The 20,833-nt window shown below is 40.3% G+C and carries 14 protein-coding genes; 3 read left to right on the top strand and 11 right to left on the bottom strand.

What is annotated here, in order from left to right; all coding sequences use genetic code 11:
- Window positions 1–162: 162 nt before the first annotated feature.
- From ABD930_RS03065 to truA, 4 genes are all read right to left on the bottom strand, one after another.
- Window positions 163–567 (bottom strand): methionine-R-sulfoxide reductase, encoded by a 405-nt coding sequence (locus ABD930_RS03065; RefSeq protein ID WP_345230216.1) that lies wholly within the window; start codon window positions 565–567, stop codon window positions 163–165.
- Between the two features lie 363 nt (window positions 568–930).
- Window positions 931–1,812, bottom strand: coding sequence for a succinate--CoA ligase subunit alpha (gene sucD / locus ABD930_RS03060; protein ID WP_345230215.1), 882 nt, complete (start codon window positions 1,810–1,812; stop codon window positions 931–933).
- 288 nt (window positions 1,813–2,100) lie between these two features.
- The gene (locus ABD930_RS03055; RefSeq protein WP_345230214.1) at window positions 2,101–3,864 is read right to left on the bottom strand and encodes an ABC transporter ATP-binding protein; all 1,764 of its coding nucleotides are present in this window, start codon (window positions 3,862–3,864) and stop codon (window positions 2,101–2,103) included.
- Window positions 3,846–4,625, bottom strand: a complete 780-nt coding sequence (gene truA / locus ABD930_RS03050; RefSeq protein ID WP_345230213.1) for a tRNA pseudouridine(38-40) synthase TruA — start codon at window positions 4,623–4,625, stop codon at window positions 3,846–3,848. The genes ABD930_RS03055 and truA overlap by 19 nt, the downstream gene beginning before the upstream one ends.
- A 69-nt stretch (window positions 4,626–4,694) precedes the next feature.
- On the opposite strand from truA, the gene ABD930_RS03045 reads away from it, so the two are divergent.
- Window positions 4,695–5,195 (top strand): DUF4293 domain-containing protein, encoded by a 501-nt coding sequence (locus ABD930_RS03045; RefSeq protein ID WP_345230212.1) that lies wholly within the window; start codon window positions 4,695–4,697, stop codon window positions 5,193–5,195.
- A 179-nt stretch (window positions 5,196–5,374) separates the two neighbouring features.
- The gene (locus tag ABD930_RS03040) at window positions 5,375–6,670 is read left to right on the top strand and encodes an OmpA family protein (RefSeq protein ID WP_345230211.1); all 1,296 of its coding nucleotides are present in this window, start codon (window positions 5,375–5,377) and stop codon (window positions 6,668–6,670) included.
- Window positions 6,671–6,825: 155 nt separating this feature from the next.
- Here the strand turns inward: ABD930_RS03040 and ABD930_RS03035 are convergent, their stop codons facing one another.
- The 3 genes from ABD930_RS03035 to ABD930_RS03025 are packed head-to-tail and all read right to left on the bottom strand — an operon-like array spanning window position 6,826 to window position 9,223.
- A complete protein-coding gene (locus tag ABD930_RS03035; protein WP_345230210.1) occupies window positions 6,826–7,158 on the bottom strand; it encodes a hypothetical protein in 333 nt (110 codons plus the stop codon).
- Window positions 7,159–7,215: 57 nt separating this feature from the next.
- Window positions 7,216–8,559, bottom strand: a complete 1,344-nt coding sequence (locus ABD930_RS03030) for a hypothetical protein (RefSeq protein ID WP_345230209.1) — start codon at window positions 8,557–8,559, stop codon at window positions 7,216–7,218.
- A 40-nt stretch (window positions 8,560–8,599) separates the two neighbouring features.
- The gene (locus tag ABD930_RS03025) at window positions 8,600–9,223 is read right to left on the bottom strand and encodes an RNA polymerase sigma factor (RefSeq protein WP_345230208.1); all 624 of its coding nucleotides are present in this window, start codon (window positions 9,221–9,223) and stop codon (window positions 8,600–8,602) included.
- A 207-nt stretch (window positions 9,224–9,430) separates the two neighbouring features.
- Here ABD930_RS03025 and lysS point away from each other — a divergent pair, with 207 nt between their 5' ends.
- A complete protein-coding gene (lysS, locus tag ABD930_RS03020) occupies window positions 9,431–11,149 on the top strand; it encodes a lysine--tRNA ligase (protein WP_345230207.1) in 1,719 nt (572 codons plus the stop codon).
- A gap of 59 nt (window positions 11,150–11,208) precedes the next feature.
- Here the strand turns inward: lysS and ABD930_RS03015 are convergent, their stop codons facing one another.
- The 4 genes from ABD930_RS03015 to rpoB form a co-directional block, all read right to left on the bottom strand.
- Window positions 11,209–12,018 (bottom strand): SDR family NAD(P)-dependent oxidoreductase, encoded by an 810-nt coding sequence (locus tag ABD930_RS03015; protein ID WP_345230206.1) that lies wholly within the window; start codon window positions 12,016–12,018, stop codon window positions 11,209–11,211.
- Between the two features lie 105 nt (window positions 12,019–12,123).
- Window positions 12,124–12,435, bottom strand: coding sequence for a DUF3467 domain-containing protein (locus tag ABD930_RS03010; RefSeq protein ID WP_345230205.1), 312 nt, complete (start codon window positions 12,433–12,435; stop codon window positions 12,124–12,126).
- 153 nt (window positions 12,436–12,588) lie between these two features.
- Window positions 12,589–16,869 (bottom strand): DNA-directed RNA polymerase subunit beta', encoded by a 4,281-nt coding sequence (rpoC, locus tag ABD930_RS03005; protein ID WP_345230204.1) that lies wholly within the window; start codon window positions 16,867–16,869, stop codon window positions 12,589–12,591.
- A gap of 91 nt (window positions 16,870–16,960) precedes the next feature.
- Window positions 16,961–20,770, bottom strand: coding sequence for a DNA-directed RNA polymerase subunit beta (gene rpoB / locus ABD930_RS03000; RefSeq protein ID WP_345230203.1), 3,810 nt, complete (start codon window positions 20,768–20,770; stop codon window positions 16,961–16,963).
- Window positions 20,771–20,833 lie beyond the last annotated feature (63 nt).

The raw sequence follows: 20,833 nt of genomic DNA, 5'->3' as shown, positions 1-20,833 counted from the left end.
GATTGACTAAAATAAAGATATATTTTGTTATGGGTTATATAAAAAAGCAGCGTAACGCCCAGACATTTGTTTTATTGAGGAAAGAAATAACGATTTTTAGATTCTCTTTTGAGATCATATGTATCACCGCTTCGCACAAATGACGGGGATAGCAAGGTGTTTTTAGCGCTCCAGCGGAATAAATTTCATGGATATGGAATTTACACAATGGCGCGTATTTTTACTAGTAAACCCTTCTCCTAGAAACACGTGGCCCAAATGTGCTCCGCAATGTGCACATACAATTTCGGTACGCCTGCCGTCCGGATCTGGAATCCGTTTTACGGCACCTTCAATCTCGTTATCAAAACTTGGCCAACCGCAATGGGATTCGAATTTATCTTCTGAACGATAGAGTGGTAAATTGCATTTTTTGCAAAGATAAACACCCTTAGCCTTGTTATCCAATAACGCTCCGGTAAATGGTCGCTCAGTGCCTTTTTTTTCGATCACCCAAGCTTCTTCTGCTGTAAGTGGATTATAATTTCCAGCGGATTTAATATCTGTATTTACTTCGTTAGGTTCCATAAATCTTCTTTTTTTGATCATCAACTTTATAATGAAGTATCTAAAAGATCCTATCATCATATCAAGTCTAAGACAACATCATCAACGCATCATGCTGATTCCCAGCACCCAGGAAGGAATCTCACCTTGCTGAATAGACCTTTCCACTACAGCTGAGATAACGAGGGAAAAAGATCGGATGAAAGGAAGTCAGCACGCCGACTTTTAAACATCTTCATATTGTTTACTATAGAAACAATATACGCAAAAAGCCCGTAAGTAGTTTACAGGCTTTTTATTTTTCACGTCAGTAAATCGTAATTTATAGACGGATAGCTATTAATTATAGGCTGTGTTTTCCACGTAAAGCTTTTTTACGTACAACTAAGCCTTAACTTTTGCTAATTCCTCAGCAATTGCCGCTCCAATTTCAGCAGGTGATTCTACCACACGGATACCGCATTCCCGCATAATTTTCATTTTTGCTGCTGCAGTATCATCAGCTCCTCCTACAATAGCACCTGCATGCCCCATTCTACGGCCCGGAGGCGCTGTCTGGCCAGCAATAAAACCGACAACGGGTTTTGTGCCATGCTCTTTAATCCATCGTGCAGCCTCAGCTTCCATTCCGCCACCGATTTCGCCGATCATAATAATACCTTCTGTTTCTGGATCATTCATCAGTAATTCAACAGCTTCTTTCGTGGTGGTACCGATGATGGGGTCACCGCCAATACCAATAGCAGTGGTAATACCTAGCCCAGCTTTAACCGTTTGATCTACCGCCTCATAGGTTAAAGTACCTGATTTTGACACTACGCCTACATTTCCCTTTTTAAAGATAAACCCGGGCATAATGCCAATTTTAGCTTCATCGGCTGTAATGATACCTGGACAGTTAGGACCAATTAAGCGCGATTTTTTATCTTTAAGGTATTCCTTAACCATAATCATGTCTTTGGTTGGAATGCCTTCGGTAATACATACAATAACCTCAACTCCAGCGCTGGCAGCTTCCATAATTGCATCAGCGGCAAACGCTGGTGGAACGAATATAATGGAGACATTCGCACCCGTATTATCTACCGCATCTTGAACTGTGTTGAAAACCGGACGGTCCAAATGGGTCTGACCACCCTTACCAGGTGTAACACCACCTACCACTTGAGTACCATACTCAATCATCTGCGAAGCATGGAAAGAGCCTTCATTTCCTGTAAAGCCCTGAACAATAACTTTTGAATCTTTATTTACAAGTACACTCATTAGTCGAATTTTTGTAGCGCAAACTTACTAAAATCATTTTAAATAAGGGAATACTTAATTAAGTTTTAGGAGCGGAAAGCTTAAAGCAGAAAGCGAAAAGCTGTCACAACCCTACTCATATTACTGCCCGTGCTACTGCAACTTCTAAAAACCAACATCCAACAACTTCAAGACGACATAAGACACAAGTAGCAAGACACAAGACCTTAAGTGAAAAACTTAAAGCCAAGAGCGTTAAGAATATCTTGATACTTGATACTGATATCTTGATACCAACAGCTAACAACCCTAAATGCTTGCCGAATGAAATTGCAGATCATAAAGCCGCTTATAGTATCCGTTAAGGCGCAGTAACTCTTGATGATTACCTATCTCCTTAATTTCGCCATGATCCAAAACAATAATTCGATCTGCTTTTTGAATCGTCGATAAGCGGTGGGCAATAACAATTGAGGTGCGATCTTTCATTAGAGTATCAATCGCAGCCTGTATAAGTAACTCGGTCTCCGTATCAACAGCCGAGGTTGCTTCATCTAAGATTAAGATTTTTGGATCGTGCACCAATGCCCTGATAAAAGACAATAACTGTGCTTGACCAGCAGATAATGTAGCACCACGTTCTTTTACCTCATAATCGTAACTGCCAGGTAATCGTTCGATAAATTCATGTGCACCAACTTTTTTAGCGGCCTCAACAATAGCTTCACGCGTAATTGATGGGTTATGAAGGTTGATATTATTAGCCACCGAATCGGAAAATAGAAAAACGTCTTGTAAAACGGTACCTATTGTTTTCCTTAAAAAAGAAAGCTCATACTGACGTATGTCTATCCCGTCCAATTTAATAGTTCCGTTGTTAATTTCATAAAATCGGCTTAAAATACTAATGATAGATGATTTTCCGGCACCTGTTGCACCTACTAGTGCCAGTGTTTCTCCCGGTTTTACTTCAAAACTAATATCTTTAAGTACCCAATGCTCCTCATTATAAGCAAACCAAACATGGTCAAATACAATTGCCCCATGGATATGATTCGGTTTTAAAATACCCTTATTAGGGGTGCGCTCATCCGTATCCAACACACTAAAGATACGCTCTGCTCCTACCATGCCCATTTGTAGTGTATTGAATTTATCTACCAGCTCCCGTATAGGACGGAAGATCATGTTGATATACATGATAAAGGCAACCACTACACCCGCAGAAATTCGTTCGGAAAGGATAGATTTAGCACCATACCAAACCAATAAACCCAATGCTATGGCCATGATGATTTCGATAACCGGAAAAAAGATTGAAAAATACCAATTAGAACGTATATTGGCATCTCGATGTTCAGCATTGATTGCCTTAAACTTATCCATTTCTTGTTTTTCCCGGGCAAAATATTGGATAACACTCATCCCAGAAATATGCTCCTGCAAAAAGGTATTCAGGTTGGCTACCCAATAACGTACATCCTGAAAAGCGGACTTCATCGCTTCTTTAAAAAAATAGGTTGCTATCACCATAATTGGCATCGGAATCAGAACAATGAGTGTCAAGCGCCAATCGGTATAAAACATAACCGCGATGATCACAATAAGCTGCAAGATATCCCCAATGATCTGAATCAATCCCTCAGAAAAAATATCGGCTATAGTTTCCAGATCAGAGACCGTTCTGGTAATTAACCGACCTATCGGAGTATGATCAAAATACTTTAATCTCAAATCCGTAATGTGCGCGAAAATCTGCGTTCGTAAATCACAAATAACCGACTGACCCAAGGTATTGGTCAATAAGGTATGGTAGTACCGTACAAGGGTTTGAAACAACAATAGCCCTAACATCAATAAGGTTAATAGCGTGAGCCCACTATAATCTCCTTTCAAAATAAAATGATCTAAGGTATATTCAACCAATAAAGGCAAAAGAGGTGCAGTTGCGGCAATAACGATGGTTAAGACAACCGACCATATAAAATACGCTCGATAAGGCTTTAAATACGCGCCTAATCTCCGGAGTAGCTGAATGTCGTATGTTTTTCCTGTTACCTTTGTTTCTCGCATAAATCCCAAGGATAAACCACTTCCGTTAGATAAAGTCCACAAGCAGGTACCGAGGTTCCGGCTGCCCGCCGATCTTTACTTTGAAGAACCTCATGTATATAAGTGGGTTGTTGCTTACCATTCCCAATAGCGATTAATGTACCGACAATTGCGCGCACCATATTCCTTAAAAACCGGTCGGCAGAAATGCGAAAAACCAAGCGTTCTTCCGAAAGCCACTCCCATGAAGCGTGCATCAGCTGGCAATTATTGGTAAAAACCTGTGTATGCGATTTGCTGAAACAAGAAAAATCTTGATAAGCCATCATGAATTGGGCAGCCTCATTCATAGCCGTTATATCCGGCTTATCCCGTAAGCGCCAAGATAAACCATTTAAAAAGGGGTTCTTATTAAAATGAATATAATAGGCATAAGAACGCTTTATCGCATCAAATCTTGCATGCGCATGATTGGCTACTTCAAAAATATTTTTAGCCGCAATATCAGGAGGTAAAAGGGCATTAATGCTATTTAGTACTTTTGCTTCATTGTCTGCAATGATATTTCCGTCAAGATCAAAATGAGCAAAAAGCTGTTGAGCATGTACACCAGTATCTGTTCTTCCACAACCTACCGTATTGACCGGCTGTCGCAACACCTGCCCTAAAACGCGATCCACCACTTGCTGCACACTTAAAGCATTTGGTTGTATTTGCCAACCGTGATAAGCATTACCGTTAAAGGCTAGTTCTATAAAATATCGTTTCGTTACTGGGCTCACCGCATGCAAACTTAGCTATTTTGCGTTTGAGTATCAAGTTGTGTGTTACGCTGAATATCTTATCTTTGTATGAACTTATTTATATATCCCATGATACAACGCATACAGACTATTTGGTTGTTACTTGCTTCTGTGACTATTTTAGCTTTATTCTTGTTTCCTTATGTTCAATATATCGATACCAATGGTATAGCAATGGCCCTCAAGGTAACAGGCAAGCTGGATAGTGCAGGAGGACAAAATCAATTAAACACGTCTTTTGTTTTTGTATTGCAAACCATAGCAACCGTTTTATTAGGATTTTTACCTTTATTAACCATTGCCCAGTATAAAAACCGGAAAAAACAGGTAAGCTTTATTTTAATCACCATCGTTTTAGTTTTATTGTTTGCGCTATGGCTTTATATAGCAGCAAACAACGCCCTTATCGAAGTAAGTAAAACCTTGAATTTAAGCAATATCGGCATCGGAACACTTTTAATTCCGATTAATCTCATCTTCCTCATCTTAGCGTTAAAAGGGGTAAAAAAAGACATTAAATTAATACGGTCAGTAGATCGATTGCGCTAAATAACGCCTTAGTGATATGGGCGGTTTCGATGGAAAACCGTCCTTTTTTTAGCACAGCCTAGCCCAAGCGTAAACCTAAACAATCTTTTGATTTTCAGAAAGTTAAAATCGGCTTATTTTTTGTTTAACAAATACCGAATTTCATAATGAAATACAGATTTTAATCAAAATTAAATTTCATGATAAAAAGAAAAACTTGCCTTATTGCAACTATCGCTATAGCTACTACCACCAGCGTATTTGCACAGTCTACCCAAGTTAATGAGGTTAAACCTTTTGCTCCCGAGTCAGAGTATAGAACTTGGTCAATAGGTGTCAATGGCGGCGTATTAACCCCATGGAACCCTTTCGGGTTTCATAGAGACTTCAAAGGATCGGAATATAATCTTGGCTACAGTGCTTATATTAAAAAGCAGATTTTACCCGGTTTTGGTATTCAAGCAGCATACATGGGTGGCAAAGTAGCCGGAAAAAATGGACCTGAAAATTCCTCTTTTGAAACCAAAATACCTTGGTCTGCTTCCTTATCCGCTAATATAACATTGGCTAATGTGAATTGGAGACATGAAAATGGATTAATCCAACCTTACTTAACCGCAGGTGGTGGTGCAATGACTTTTGAATCTACTTTTATTGCAAGTGACGGTACGGAAAATACTGCGGAAAGTACTACCAAGTTTTTTATTCCTTTAGGATTAGGACTTAAATTTGGTGTTGCTCCAGGCATCAACATCGATTTAGGTTATACGATGAATTTTGTTAAATCACCCGACTTTGATGGGGTTAATTTAGGTACTAACGATAAGTTTTCTTATGGTCACGTAGGTCTCGAATTCGCCTTGGGCGCTAAGGAAAAACCATTCTTGGCACATAGCAACCCGGTTGCCGCCATGAAACGTGACTATCAAGCAAGCTATGATGAATTAGCTGCCGCGTTAAAGGCACAACAAGAAGAAAACGAAGCGTTAAAGGCACAGTTAGCAACAGATTTGGCTGACGATGATGAAGATGGCGTAGCGAATAAATATGACAAGTGCCCTGGAACCCCAGCAAATACAAAAGTAGATGGATCGGGCTGTCCACTTCCTGAAGCGAAACAAGTAGTTCAGCAGATTACGGTTACAGAAGAAGACCGTAAGGTAGTCGATGAAGCCATTAAAAACCTAGAGTTTGATTTAGGAAAAGCAACCATCCGCTCTACGTCTTTTGCAAGTTTAAACCGTGTAGCTCAATTATTAGTAGACAAGCACTTTAGTCTTAAGTTAGCTGGTCATACCGATAATACCGGTTCGATGCAAACCAATATGCGTCTGTCTAAAGAACGCGCAGAAGCGGTAAAGGCCTACCTTGTAAGCAAAGGAGCAAATCCATCACGAATTGAAGCTACAGGATATGGTCCTACACAACCGATCGCTTCCAATGCAACCGCAGAAGGACGACAAGCAAACCGGAGAGTAGAGTTTACTTTATATTAAGGATTTAAAAAAAACAGTCCTACTAAAAAACAACGGCCTGTCTTTCAATGAAAGGACAGGCCGTTGTTTTTTAGTTTAAACCTCTAACACTATTCCTTTAACCCGTCTTAATACCTCAATTCCTTTTTATTTGCACTCCAAAGACGGCGCTCGGATTAAAAATAGTTTAAGAAACTCCAATATTTTCTTTCTTGCAAATAACCGGGGTTACCATCATTTGCATAGGCTTCTTTCTCTAAGGATATTTCTCGATAAGCTTTCTTCCGATCACGGTAAATCAGCCATCTGACTAACCATTCTATGCTGTACCAAATATAAAAAGGAAGCACAAGCATTTCCAATTGTTGTTGATGATGAATCTTTTCATGACGTAATATGTGCGTAGGAACCCCACATGCCTTCCACGATTTATTGGCCAAAATTATAGGCCAGAGTGCTACCGCTTGAATACTACTTGTAATTGGAAGGATATAGTAGATATGCTTCATTCAAATACACGATTATTTTTTCAAAAAGCACAACGGTTTACACTAAGAACGACCTAATTAGAAGTTGGTAATTACACGAACACCTCCATAACGAAGGTTCATATCCTGTTTAGACAACTCTCCTATAGGGATCTTTATAAACGGTTCTACAGACAAACCAACTTTTTTGAAAACAGGCATCTTCCGTCCTACAGAAAAATTGAGGAATCCTGAATAACTATTTCCCTGATAAGGCGTCTCAGAAGAGGCTTCATGCACGCTTTTTACTTGGAACTCAGGTTGAGAAAAAGCGTATCCGTCCGTATTTTGTAATGTTCTATTCGTCGGAGTAGTTGTTGTATAATTATTCACACGATCTTCGTTTAACACCGCAAAAAATGATACACCAGCGCTTACATAAAATTGTTTACTCAGGTCGTATTTCAAGTCTATGGGTACATCTAAGGCCAGTAGCTTCGTATTCACGGAAACAAGTTCCTTCGTTTCACTGGACTTGGCGCTTAACATAGCGCTCCTGCTGCTCAAAACATCGGTAGATACGGGAGCGTTCATTTGGCCAGACGAAGAAGGACTGAAGGGGGTCGAGTTATGCAAACCGAGATCGACTACCGAAACTCCCGAACCTATCGATAATCTATTGGAAATACGGTAAGCAACGGCCACACCTCCACCCATATTTAACCGCTCTCCGGTTACCGAGGGCGCGAGTACTACACCTACATTCCACTTACCGCTATTCGTCTGACTAGCCATATGCATCTTTGATTCTTCTCCTGAAGAAATATACGAATCGTTTTCTTGTAGCATTTGCATTAAAGCACTTTCTTCACCATCCTTTTTGCGATTTTCCGTTAACTGTTCATGATCTTTTTGCACTGTTTCTTTTTGCTGCACCACATAGTCCTGACCTGCAGGCGACGATTCCTGTAAATCAGCTTGTTTGCTTGCTAAAGCTTCTGTAGGATGGAAGTCCTTGTTTATTTCCTGTACAGTTTCTCCGGTTTCATCCGGTATGTGGTTTTTATGTGTTAACGGTTTAGGTACCGCTACCGCCAAAGCATTAGTGTGATCATTCATTGGTATTTGTTTTTTAGATTCAACCACCAATGAATCTCCTCCATCTACAGTATCATTAGATTTATTTATTTCTGTTACACGTTTTGCAAAGTTGGTAGCTGTTGGATGAATCGATGAATCAAAATTTCCTCTATATAGGTAGAGGGCCACACCGAATATTAAGGTGGCAGCGGCCCCACTTAAATACCAAAGAGGAATTACCCTTCTTCTTTTCCCATGCTTGGCAACAAAATGCTCCCACGCCCCTTCTTTATAAGGTGCTGAATGTCCGCGCAAGACATCTGCCATACGTTCTATCAGTTCCTTATGTTCGTTTTCTTTCATGTATTTATGCTCATTATAGTACTTGGACCGTCCAAAAAATTCAACTTCCTTTAACGATTTCTCCCATATATAATTTTCTTAATTTTTGTTTCGCCCGGGTTAGGTATGTTCTGGAAGTGCTATCTGGAATATTCAGCAATTTCCCAATCTCATCATGTGCATATCCCTCCACTTCATAAAGATTAAATATTACTCGCTGGATTTCCGGAAGCTTATCCAATAACCTTAAAATATCTTCCGCATACAGTTTATCTGCCACCGTTACCATTACTGGATTAACATCATGTTCGCTTACTTCGTCTGTGGTTACCATGTTCTTTTGGCTCCGTAATAAATCGATAGAAAGATTTGCCGCAATCCGTGCTAACCAACCCCTAAAAGACTTTTCTAACACGTTTCCTTCGCCTACATGATTGAATTTTGGAAGATGCTTGAATGCCTTAATAAACGTTTCATTGACTAATTCTTCCGCGTCATATTCATTTTTAATATACCGAATAATCACCGCCAGGATGTAACCGTAGTATTTTTTATAAATAAACGCTTTACTTCGTTCATCATCTTTTTGGACACAGCCATCCAATGCACTTTCTAGTGTTAATTTTTTGTTTTTATTTAAAATTCCTAGGCGGTACTTCACTACAGCAATTAAACAATAATTCAAAAATACGCAAAAAACCTATTAACTCTTATTGTCAAGCTAGCGTACTACTGCCATAGCAAAACCCGCTGCGTAAAAATTTTTCTCATGTATTTAGCTAACGTAACGCGTGCTGTAAATGCTACAATAATTGCATATAAAGCCAATTTTATCTAAGTTTGCGAAATTAAAGAATAGGGTAATTTCCAAACAAAACGTTAAAAAAATTAAATGAGCAGTATGCTATCAGAACAGGAAGTATTGCGCAGGCAAGCCCTGGAACAATTGGAGAAGTTAGGCATTAATCCTTATCCGGCCGAAGCGTTTGAAGTGAATGTAAACGCACAGGATATTCATAAAAATTACGAACGCGACAAGCTAAATTATAAAAACATTAGCATCGCTGGGCGGATGATGAGTAGACGGGTAATGGGAAGCGCTTCTTTTATAGAACTTCAGGATAGCACTGGGCGCATACAGGTTTATCTTAACCGAGATGAACTTTGCCCGACAGACGATAAAACCTTATACAATACCGTTTTTAAAAAACTGCTCGATATAGGTGACTTTATTGGTATTAAAGGTCATGTATTTACTACGCAGACAGGCACCATATCTATTCACGCAACGTCATTAACAGTACTTTCCAAATCACTAAAACCCTTGCCTGTAGTAAAAGAAGCTGATGGAAAAGTATTTGATGCCGTTACCGATCCTGAGTTCCGGTATAGACAACGTTATGTAGACTTAGTGGTTAACCCGCATGTACGCGAAACGTTTGCTAAGGTAAGTAAAGTGAAATCAGCTATCCGCAGTTTTTTAGATACTCAAGGAGCTTTGGAAGTAGATACTCCCGTGTTACAAAGTATTCCAGGTGGTGCCGCAGCTCGGCCTTTTATTACCCACCACAATGCACTGGATATTCCGCTTTACTTGCGTATCGCCAATGAACTCTACTTAAAACGCCTAATTGTTGGCGGCTACGATTGGGTTTATGAATTTAGCCGAAACTTCAGAAATGAAGGCATGGACAGAACGCATAATCCAGAATTCACCGTCTTGGAATTTTACGTTGCTTATAAGGATTACCTATGGATGATGGACACTACCGAAAAACTCTTTGAGCAGGTAGCTTTGTCTACCAATGGTAAAACAACTGTTCAAGTTGGTGATCATCTCATTAATTTTGCAGCTCCTTATAAACGGATCAGTATATATGATGCCATTCAAGAACATACCGGTTTTGATGTTAGTGCGCTTGACGAAGATGGGTTAAGAGCCATTTGCAAAAAGCTGGAAATTCCTGTCGATGAAAGCATGGGTAAAGGTAAACTAATTGATGAGCTATTTGGTGAGCAATGCGAGCATCACTATATCCAGCCGACATTTATTATTGACTATCCTATAGAAATGAGTCCGTTAACAAAAAAACACCGAAGCAAAGAAGGATTGGTGGAACGCTTTGAGTTGATAATTAATGGAAAAGAACTCGCTAACGCGTATTCAGAGCTGAATGATCCGATTGACCAATTAAAACGATTCGAGGATCAGCTAAAATTGATGGAGCGCGGAGATGACGAGGCCATGTTTATTGACTATGATTTTTTAAGAGCGCTAGAATATGGTATGCCTCCAACAGCGGGTATCGGTATCGGTATTGACCGATTGGCTATGCTGATGACCAATCAATCGAGTATACAGGATGTGTTATTTTTCCCGCAAATGCGTCCTGAAAAAATTGTTAAAATGGCTTCTGTTAATGACTATGAGTCGCAAGGAGTACCTGCCATCTGGGTTCCTGTATTACAGAAAATGGGGCTTACGACTATTGAATCATTAAAGACTGCTAATCCCAATAAAGTCTTTAACGACTTGGGAGGATTACGGAAAAAAATGAAAATTGAAGCCACTATGCCAACAAAAGACGAAGTAATGGAGTGGTTTAAATAAGTTGTGTGTTACGCGTTGTGAGTTGTGCGTAAAAAATCTCATAACTCACAACTGGAAACTCACAAACCCGAATGTTTATCCAACGATTTCTTGTAGGTCTTACCTGTTTGCTTGATAATAAAGTCTTTTCGAAGTAAAAAGGACAATTTACTGCTTAGGCGATTGAAAAATCCTGGAATATAGGTAGGTCTTCTTTTCTTAAACGCTGTCAACCCCTCTTTTGCCACTTGTTTTACAGGCATTAAATAACCACGGAGTTCATTAAAACCATTGCCCGCCGTCATTTCCGTTGCAATGCCTCCTGGCATAAAAACGGTAATAGAAAACTGTTTATTTGTTAATTCTTGAGATAAAGCAGAAGCAAAATTTAATAAATAAGCCTTTGTTCCCGCATAAGCTGCTTGAAATGGCGTTGGAAAGATGGCCGCCATACTTGATACGATCATCATCCCTCCCTTAGATTGCCTCTCTTCAAAATAACGTGCCAATAAGGTGGTCATATAAGTAATACTCACAACATTGGTTTGGATCATTTGATTGAATCGCTCATTGGATAATGCTAGATGCTCCCCCAAGTAGGTTATACCAGCATTTAAAATGGCAGCATAAATAGCTCGTTTATCCAAAATGGACAAAAACAATTCTTCTACCTCTTCTGATTTCGACAAATCGGCAACCACGACATCCACTTTTGAGTTGGTCTCCCGCTCTATCAACTCTCGCAGTTGTTCTAAACGCTCTTGTCTACGCGCCAACAAAATGAGATGAGCACCATACTGGTAGGCCAATTGTCTCGCCATTTCCTCTCCCAAACCAGAAGAAGCTCCCGTAATCAATACCCACTTTCCTTTAAAATCCAGATATTTCATGTATTTTTTATTGGTTATTCGTTATTGGTCAAATCACTATACGTTTCATAAAAATATTACAAGGTTAAAACGATTAACCATCAACGACCAACTAATAACTAAACGCTATGCTTGCGCCGTTGGACCTCCAAAATTCATGGGAAAAGGAGGCTCTTCATGGGTGTCAATTTTTCCATTCATAGCCTCGTATTTTGCGATATTATCTTGAAACGCCTTCATTAACCGTTTGGCATGCTCAGGTGTCAACACAATTCTTGATTTCACCTTTGCCTTTGGAACTCCAGGCATAACCCGAATAAAATCAACAACAAATTCGGTATGTGAATGGGTGATAATAGCTAGGTTGGAATATATTCCTTCTGCCGTTTCTTCCGTTAATTCTATATTCAGCTGATTATTATTATTTTGTTCTTCCATATGCTCTCCTAGTTCGTATTATAGGGTGTTTATTCGGTAAAGATAAAGAAACTAATATAAAAAGGGCCCCGCAAAATGAATTTGCGAGGCCTTTTAATAGATGCTCCTCCTTCCCCTCCACCAGTAACAATGGAAGGAAGTGTTATCACAGTATTATACTTCTTCTTTAGAAGCTAATAACTGATCATATTCCTCTTTTGATCCAACGATGATCCGATCATAATTGCGCAAACCAGTTCCTGACGGAATAAGGTGCCCAACAATGACATTCTCTTTTAGACCTAATAAGTCGTCACGTTTACCACTGATAGCTGCCTCATTCAACACCTTAGTTGTTTCCTGGAAGGAAGCTGCGGAAATAAATGATTTCGTACCTAACGAAGCACGGGTAATCCCTTGGAGCATTGGGCTAGACGTAGCCGCAATAGCATCCCGAACCTGAACCAATTTCAGGTCTCTTCGTTTTAAGCTAGAATTCTCTTCGCGCAATTTACGTAAAGATACAATTTGACCAGCCTTCAATACATTGGAGTCTCCCGAATCAACAACAACCTTCTTATCATACATGGAATCGTTTTCTTCCATAAAATCCCATTTATTGACTGCATCTTTTTCTAAGAAACGCGTATCTCCTGGATCTTCAATCATCACTTTCTGCATCATCTGATGTACGATGGTTTCGAAATGCTTATCGTTAATCTTCACACCTTGTAGACGATAAACCTCTTGAATACCATTTACCAAGTATTCTTGTACGGCAGCAGGACCTTTTATCGCTAAGATATCCGAAGGAGAAATAGAACCATCAGAAAGCGGCATACCAGCCTTTACAAAGTCGTTATCTTGCACCAAGATATGCTTAGAAAGTGGCACCAAGTATTTTTTCACTTGGCCATCGCGCGATTCAATTTGAATTTCACGGTTACCACGCTTAACGCCACCTAAGGCAACTACACCATCAATTTCAGTGACAACCGCAGGATTAGATGGATTACGCGCTTCAAACAATTCTGTAACACGCGGTAAACCACCTGTAATATCGCGCGTTTTACCTGCCGAACGTGGAATCTTTGCAATGATTTCCCCCACTTTTGCTTTTCCAGCATTATCCACAGCAATGTGTGCTCCTACCGGTAAATTGTATGTACGAATGACATCACCTGTGTTATCTAAAATCTTAATAGCGGGGTTCTTCGTTTTATCACGGGTATCAATAATCACTTTTTCACGGTGACCAGTTTGTTCATCCGATTCTTCACGGTAAGTCACGCCTTCAATAATGGCATCGAATTCAACCTTACCGGCAAATTCTGAAATAATTACTGCATTATATGGATCCCATGAACAGATGCGATCACCCTTAGTTACTTTGTCACCATCTGCCACGTAAAGGAACGAACCGTAAGGAATATTATTTGTCATTAAGACTTTCTTAGATTCCGGTTCCAATATACGGAACTCACCAGAACGACCTAATACAATATGTAACTTTCCTTCCTCTGTCTCCCGTTCTACAGAACGCATATTTTCGAACTCAATGATCCCGTCAAATTTAGCGGTAATTTGCGATTCTGCTGCAATGTTAGAAGCGGTACCCCCAACGTGGAAGGTACGAAGGGTAAGCTGTGTACCAGGCTCACCGATAGATTGAGCTGCGATAACTCCAACCGCTTCGCCCATTTGCACCCGTTTACCAGATGCCAAATTACGTCCGTAACATAATGCGCAAACACCACGTTTGCTCTCGCAAGTCAATACCGATCGAATTTCGATACCTTCTACTGAAGACTGTTCAATTTTTTCAGCAATCTCCTCGGTAATATCCTGATCAGCGTTTACGAGTAGTTCATTAGTTACCGGATCATATACATCATGAAGCGAAGTACGTCCTAAAATACGGTCGTACAACGGCTCTACAATATCCTCATTATCTTTTAAAGCAGTGGTAAAGATACCTCTTAACGTACCACAGTCCTCTTCGGTAACAATCATATCCTGCGCCACATCATGCAGACGACGAGTCAAATAACCGGCATCTGCCGTTTTCAAGGCTGTATCCGCCAAACCTTTACGAGCACCGTGTGTAGAGATAAAATACTCCAATACCGATAATCCTTCTTTAAAGTTAGATAAGATTGGATTTTCGATAATCTCACCACCTGATGAGCCGGATTTCTGAGGTTTCGCCATCAATCCACGCATTCCACACAGCTGACGAATCTGTTCCTTCGAACCCCGTGCTCCAGAATCCAGCATCATGTATACCGAATTAAAGCCCTGATTGTCGTTAGATAAAATATCCATTACGTTAGCCGTCAAACGATTGTTGATACGTGTCCAGATATCGATGATCTGGTTATAACGCTCGTTATTGGTAATGAATCCCATATTATAGTTATTCATTACTTCTTCGACTTCTCTGGTTGCCTGCTCGATCAATCCCGCTTTAGCGTCAGGAATATTTAAGTCTTGCAAGTTAAAGGATAATCCACCACGGAAAGCCATTTGGAAACCAAGCTCTTTGATATCATCCAAAAACTGGGCGGCTCTTGCCATACCTGTATTCTTTACAACATCGCCAATGATATCACGCAATGACTTCTTCGTTAAAAGTTCATTGATATAACCTACTTCTTCCGGTACAACTTGATTAAATAATACTCTTCCAACAGTAGTATCGATGACTTGTTTAACGATATTACCATCTTTATCCTTTACATTGGTTTTAACCTTAATAAAGGCATGAAGATCAATTTTCTTTTCGTTATAGGCAATAATCACTTCTTCTGGCGAGTAAAAAATCATATCCTGACCTTTTACAACTCGCTCTTTATCCGTTCTACGCCCTTTCGTGATATAGTAAAGTCCTAATACCATGTCCTGAGATGGTACGGTAATCGGCGTACCATTAGCAGGATTTAAGATATTATGCGCGGCCAACATCAAAATTTGCGCTTCCAAAATCGCCGCATTACCTAGAGGCAAATGTACGGCCATCTGGTCACCGTCAAAGTCAGCGTTGAACGCTGTACACACTAAGGGGTGTAACTGAATCGCCTTTCCTTCCACCAATTTCGGTTGGAAAGCTTGGATACCTAAACGGTGTAATGTAGGGGCACGGTTCAAGAGAACAGGGTGTCCTTTCAATACATTTTCTAAGATATCCCAAACGATCGGATCTTTACGATCAACAATCTTTTTTGCTGATTTCACCGTCTTCACTACACCACGTTCAATCATTTTACGAATGATAAATGGTTTGTAAAGCTCTGCTGCCATATCTTTAGGTAAACCACATTCATGTAATTTCAGGTTTGGTCCAACCACAATTACCGAACGCGCTGAATAGTCGACACGCTTACCCAATAAGTTTTGGCGAAAACGCCCTTGCTTACCTTTTAAGATATCTGATAAGGATTTCAACGCACGGTTACCTTCTGTCTTGACTGCATTCACTTTACGTGAATTATCAAATAGTGAATCAACCGCTTCCTGAAGCATCCGTTTTTCATTACGTAAGATTACTTCAGGGGCTTTGATTTCGATTAATCTTTTTAGACGGTTATTTCGGATAATTACCCGACGATATAAATCATTTAAATCAGAAGTCGCAAAACGCCCTCCCTCTAAAGGCACTAATGGACGTAATTCAGGAGGAATAACCGGAACGATTTTAACGATCATCCATTCTGGACGATTTTCAATACGTTCACGAGAACCGCGGAACGCTTCTACCACCTGCAGGCGTTTTAATGCTTCATTTTTACGTTGCTGCGAAGTTTCATTAGCGGCTTGATGACGTAAATCATAAGAAAGTTGATCTAAGTCTATGCGTTGTAACAATTCTTCCAACGCTTCAGCACCCATCTTAGCGATGAACTTCTGAGGGTCTTTGTCTTCAAGATATTGATTTTCTTTTGGCAACGTATCCAAAATATCCAAATACTCTTCTTCCGTTAAGAAGTCCATATATTGGATACCATCTTCCTCTTTCACACCTGCTTGGATAACGACATATCGTTCGTAATAGATAATCATATCCAACTTCTTGGTAGGAAGACCAAGTAAGTAACCAATCTTGTTAGGCAACGAACGGAAATACCAAATATGGGCAACAGGCACTACTAAATTGATGTGTCCCATTCGTTCGCGACGTACCTTTTTCTCGGTCACTTCAACACCACAACGATCACAAACAATTCCTTTATAACGGATACGCTTATATTTACCGCAATGGCATTCATAATCCTTTACCGGACCAAAAATGCGTTCACAGAACAAACCATCGCGCTCAGGTTTATAAGTACGGTAGTTAATCGTTTCCGGTTTTAACACTTCCCCACTAGAACGTTCCAAAATGGCTTCTGGAGACGACAAGCTAATGGTTATCGAAGTGAAATTGCTTTTTATTTTATTATCCTTTTTGTAAGACATAGCTTTTTTAAGGTTTTAAGGCTTAAGGCAAAAGGTAAAAGGCATTGGCCATCATAGCCTTCAACCTTATACCTCATACCTTATACCTAAATTACTCTAATGTGATATCTAAACCTAAGCCGCGAAGCTCGTGTACCAATACATTAAATGATTCTGGCACAGATGGTGTTGGAAGGTTATCTCCCTTAACAATCGCTTCATAGGTTTTAGCTCTACCGATAACATCATCTGACTTAACAGTGAGTATTTCTTGTAAGATATTGGATGCACCAAATGCTTCCAATGCCCATACCTCCATCTCACCAAAACGTTGTCCCCCGAACTGGGCCTTACCACCCAATGGTTGCTGTGTAATGAGTGAGTATGGTCCGATAGAACGAGCGTGCATTTTATCATCTACCATGTGGCCTAATTTAAGCATGTAAATCACGCCTACAGTCGTTGGTTGATCAAATCGCTCTCCTGTTAAACCGTTATACAGATAGGTTCTACCTGATGCAGGCAAACCAGCTTTGGCTACCCATCCTTCCACTTCTTCAGTAGTTGCACCATCGAATATAGGTGTCGCAAACTTAACACCTAATTTTTGTCCGGCCCAGCCTAAGACGGTCTCATAAATCTGCCCTAGGTTCATCCGCGACGGCACACCAAGCGGATTCAGTACGATATCAACAGGGGTTCCATCTTCCAAGAAAGGCATATCTTCATCCCGTACAATACGAGCAACAATACCTTTATTTCCGTGGCGACCCGCCATTTTATCTCCTACCTTGAGTTTGCGTTTTTTAGCAACGTAAACCTTCGCCATTTGAACAATACCGGAAGGGAGCTCGTCTCCAACAGTGATCGCAAACTTTTCCCGACGATATGCACCAAGTTCTTCGTTTAACTTGATATTGTAGAAGTGCAATGCTTGTTTTACCAATTCATTCTTATCGTCATCGGTAGTCCACTTTGCAGGATTAATATTCGCAAAATCCAGCTCTGCTAACATCTTCTGTGTAAACTTGGCTCCTTTAGGTATCAACAACTCTTTATATACGTTGTAAACGCCTTGCGAAGTTTTACCATTGACAATAGCGAATAATTTATCCAATAACCTTTCTCTTAACACACGAACAGCACGCTCATGATTAAGTTCCAGTTTTTCTAAAGCAACTTTTTCTTCTTTTTTATCGGCCTTCTTTGCACGTGAGAATAGCTTTGTATCGATAACTACTCCCCTAATAGAAGGTGGTGTTTTCAATGATGCATCTTTTACATCTCCCGCCTTGTCTCCGAAAATGGCACGTAGTAACTTCTCTTCCGGAGAAGGATCGGACTCACCTTTAGGCGTAATTTTACCGATTAATATATCCCCTTCGCGAACTTCCGCACCTATGCGGATAATACCATTTTCATCTAAATCCTTAGTCGCTTCTTCCGAAACATTCGGGATATCAGCGGTTAACTCTTCTTCCCCACGTTTTGTATCACGAACCTCTAGCTCAAATTCTTCAATGTGAAGTGAAGTAAAGATATCTTGACTAACAACGCGTTCCGAAATCACGATTGCATCTTCAAAGTTATACCCTTGCCAAGGCATGAACGCTACCTTCAGGTTACGACCTAGAGCCAATTCGCCATTTTCCGTTGCATAGCCTTCGCATAATACCTGTCCTTCTACTACACGTTGTCCTTTACGAACAATGGGTTTAAGGTTAATACACGTACTTTGGTTGGTTTTCTTAAATTTAATTAAGCGGTATGTCTTAATATCATCATCGAAAGAAACAAGCTTTTCATCTTCATTTCTATCATAACGGATCTTGATTTCATTAGCATCTACATACTCCACTACACCGCTGCCTTCAGCATTAATCAATGTCCGCGAATCACTGGCTACCCGGCCTTCCAAACCGGTACCTACAATTGGTGCCTGTGGGCGCAATAATGGAACGGCCTGACGCTGCATGTTCGATCCCATTAACGCACGGTTGGCATCATCATGCTCCAAGAATGGAATCAAAGACGCCGCAATTGACGTAATTTGGTTTGGCGCTACGTCCATTAAATCCAACCGCTCAGGTTCGATAATAGGAAAATCGCCTTCAAAACGCGCTTTTACTTTTGGGGTTGTGAAGTTACCTTTTTCGTCATACTCCGCATTTGCTTGAGCAATGGTTTTACCATCTTCGTCTTCTGCTGATAAATATATGACAGGTTCTTCCACCACTACCCTACCTTCTTCAACCTTACGATAAGGTGTTTCGATAAACCCGAGGTTATTAATTTTTGCATGTACACAGAGGGAGGAGATCAAACCAATGTTCGGTCCCTCCGGCGTCTCGATCGTACAAAGGCGACCATAATGTGTATAGTGCACGTCACGTACTTCGAAACCTGCACGCTCACGGGAAAGTCCGCCTGGCCCAAGCGCAGAAAGACGACGCTTGTGGGTAATTTCCGCCAATGGATTTGTTTGATCCATGAACTGCGACAACTGATTGGTTCCAAAGAAGGAGTTGATCACAGATGACAACGTACGTGCATTGATCAAATCTGTTGGTGTGAACACCTCGTTATCACGAATATTCATCCGTTCGCGAATGGTACGTGCCATACGAGAAAGCCCCACACCAAATTGCGCATATAACTGCTCGCCTACGGTACGTACACGCCGATTAGACAAGTGGTCGATATCATCGACTTCCGCCTTCGAGTTAATTAAGTTGATCAGGTATTTGACAATGGCAATAATATCTTGCTTGGTTAATACCTTAATTTCATCTGGCGTATCCAGTTGCAATTTACGATTAATGCGGTAGCGCCCCACATCACCGAGGTCATATCGTTTATCAGAGAAGAACAAGCGTTCAATGATACCGCGCGCCGTTTCCTCATCAGGTGGTTCAGCATTACGTAATTGACGGTAAATATGTTCTACCGCTTCTTTCTCTGAGTTGGAAGTATCTTTTTGTAAAGTGTTATAGATAATGGAATAGTCGGCATTATTCGCTCCATCTTCTTTGGTCAAGATGATCGATTTAACGCCAGCATCAATAATCATGTCGATATGATCGTCTTCCAGAATCGTTTCTCGTTCTAAAATAATTTCATTACGGTCAATCGATACCACTTCACCTGTATCTTCATCTACAAAATCTTCTACCCATCTCTTCAACACCCTAGCGGCCAATTTACGGCCTACCAGTTTCTTTAAACCGGATTTACTTACTTTCACTTCATCAGCTAGTTCGAATAATTCCAGAATATCTTTATCCGAGTCATAACCAATTGCACGCAAAAGCGTTGTTACGGGGAATTTCTTTTTACGATCGATATAAGCATACATCACATTATTAACGTCTGTTGCAAATTCGATCCATGAACCTTTAAAAGGAATAACTCTTGCAGAGTATAGTTTGGTGCCATTGGTATGGCGACTTTGGCCGAAGAATACACCTGGAGAACGGTGAAGTTGTGATACAATAACCCGTTCTGCGCCATTGATAACGAACGTACCTTTAGGCGTCATATAAGGGATAGTTCCCAAATAAACATCCTGTACAATAGTTTCGAAATCCTCGTGTTCTTCATCATTACATGATAAACGCAACTTAGCTTTTAGCGGAACACTATAAGTTAAGCCCCGTTCGATACATTCCTGAATATCATAACGTGGCGGATCTATAAAATAATCCAAAAATTCAAGCACAAATATGTTTCTTGAATCAGAAATAGGAAAGTTTTCGGAAAAAACTTTGAACAGCCCTTCCTGATGGCGGTTATCAGAAGTCGTTTCCAATTGGAAAAACTCCCTGAAAGACTGTAATTGCACATCCAGAAAATCGGGGTAATCGATAACCTTTTTGCTGGTTGCAAAGTTTACTCTTTCGTTACGAATATCTTTGTTTGCCAAGGGAATTAGATTTTAGTTTAAATTAAACTTCAAGTAACAGGTTTCAATCGGCTATAGCGACTT

This window comes from Olivibacter ginsenosidimutans (assembly GCF_039542865.1).
GTDB classification, from domain to species: Bacteria; Bacteroidota; Bacteroidia; order Sphingobacteriales; family Sphingobacteriaceae; genus Olivibacter; species Olivibacter ginsenosidimutans.
This window is presented reverse-complemented; position numbering and strand designations above follow the sequence as displayed.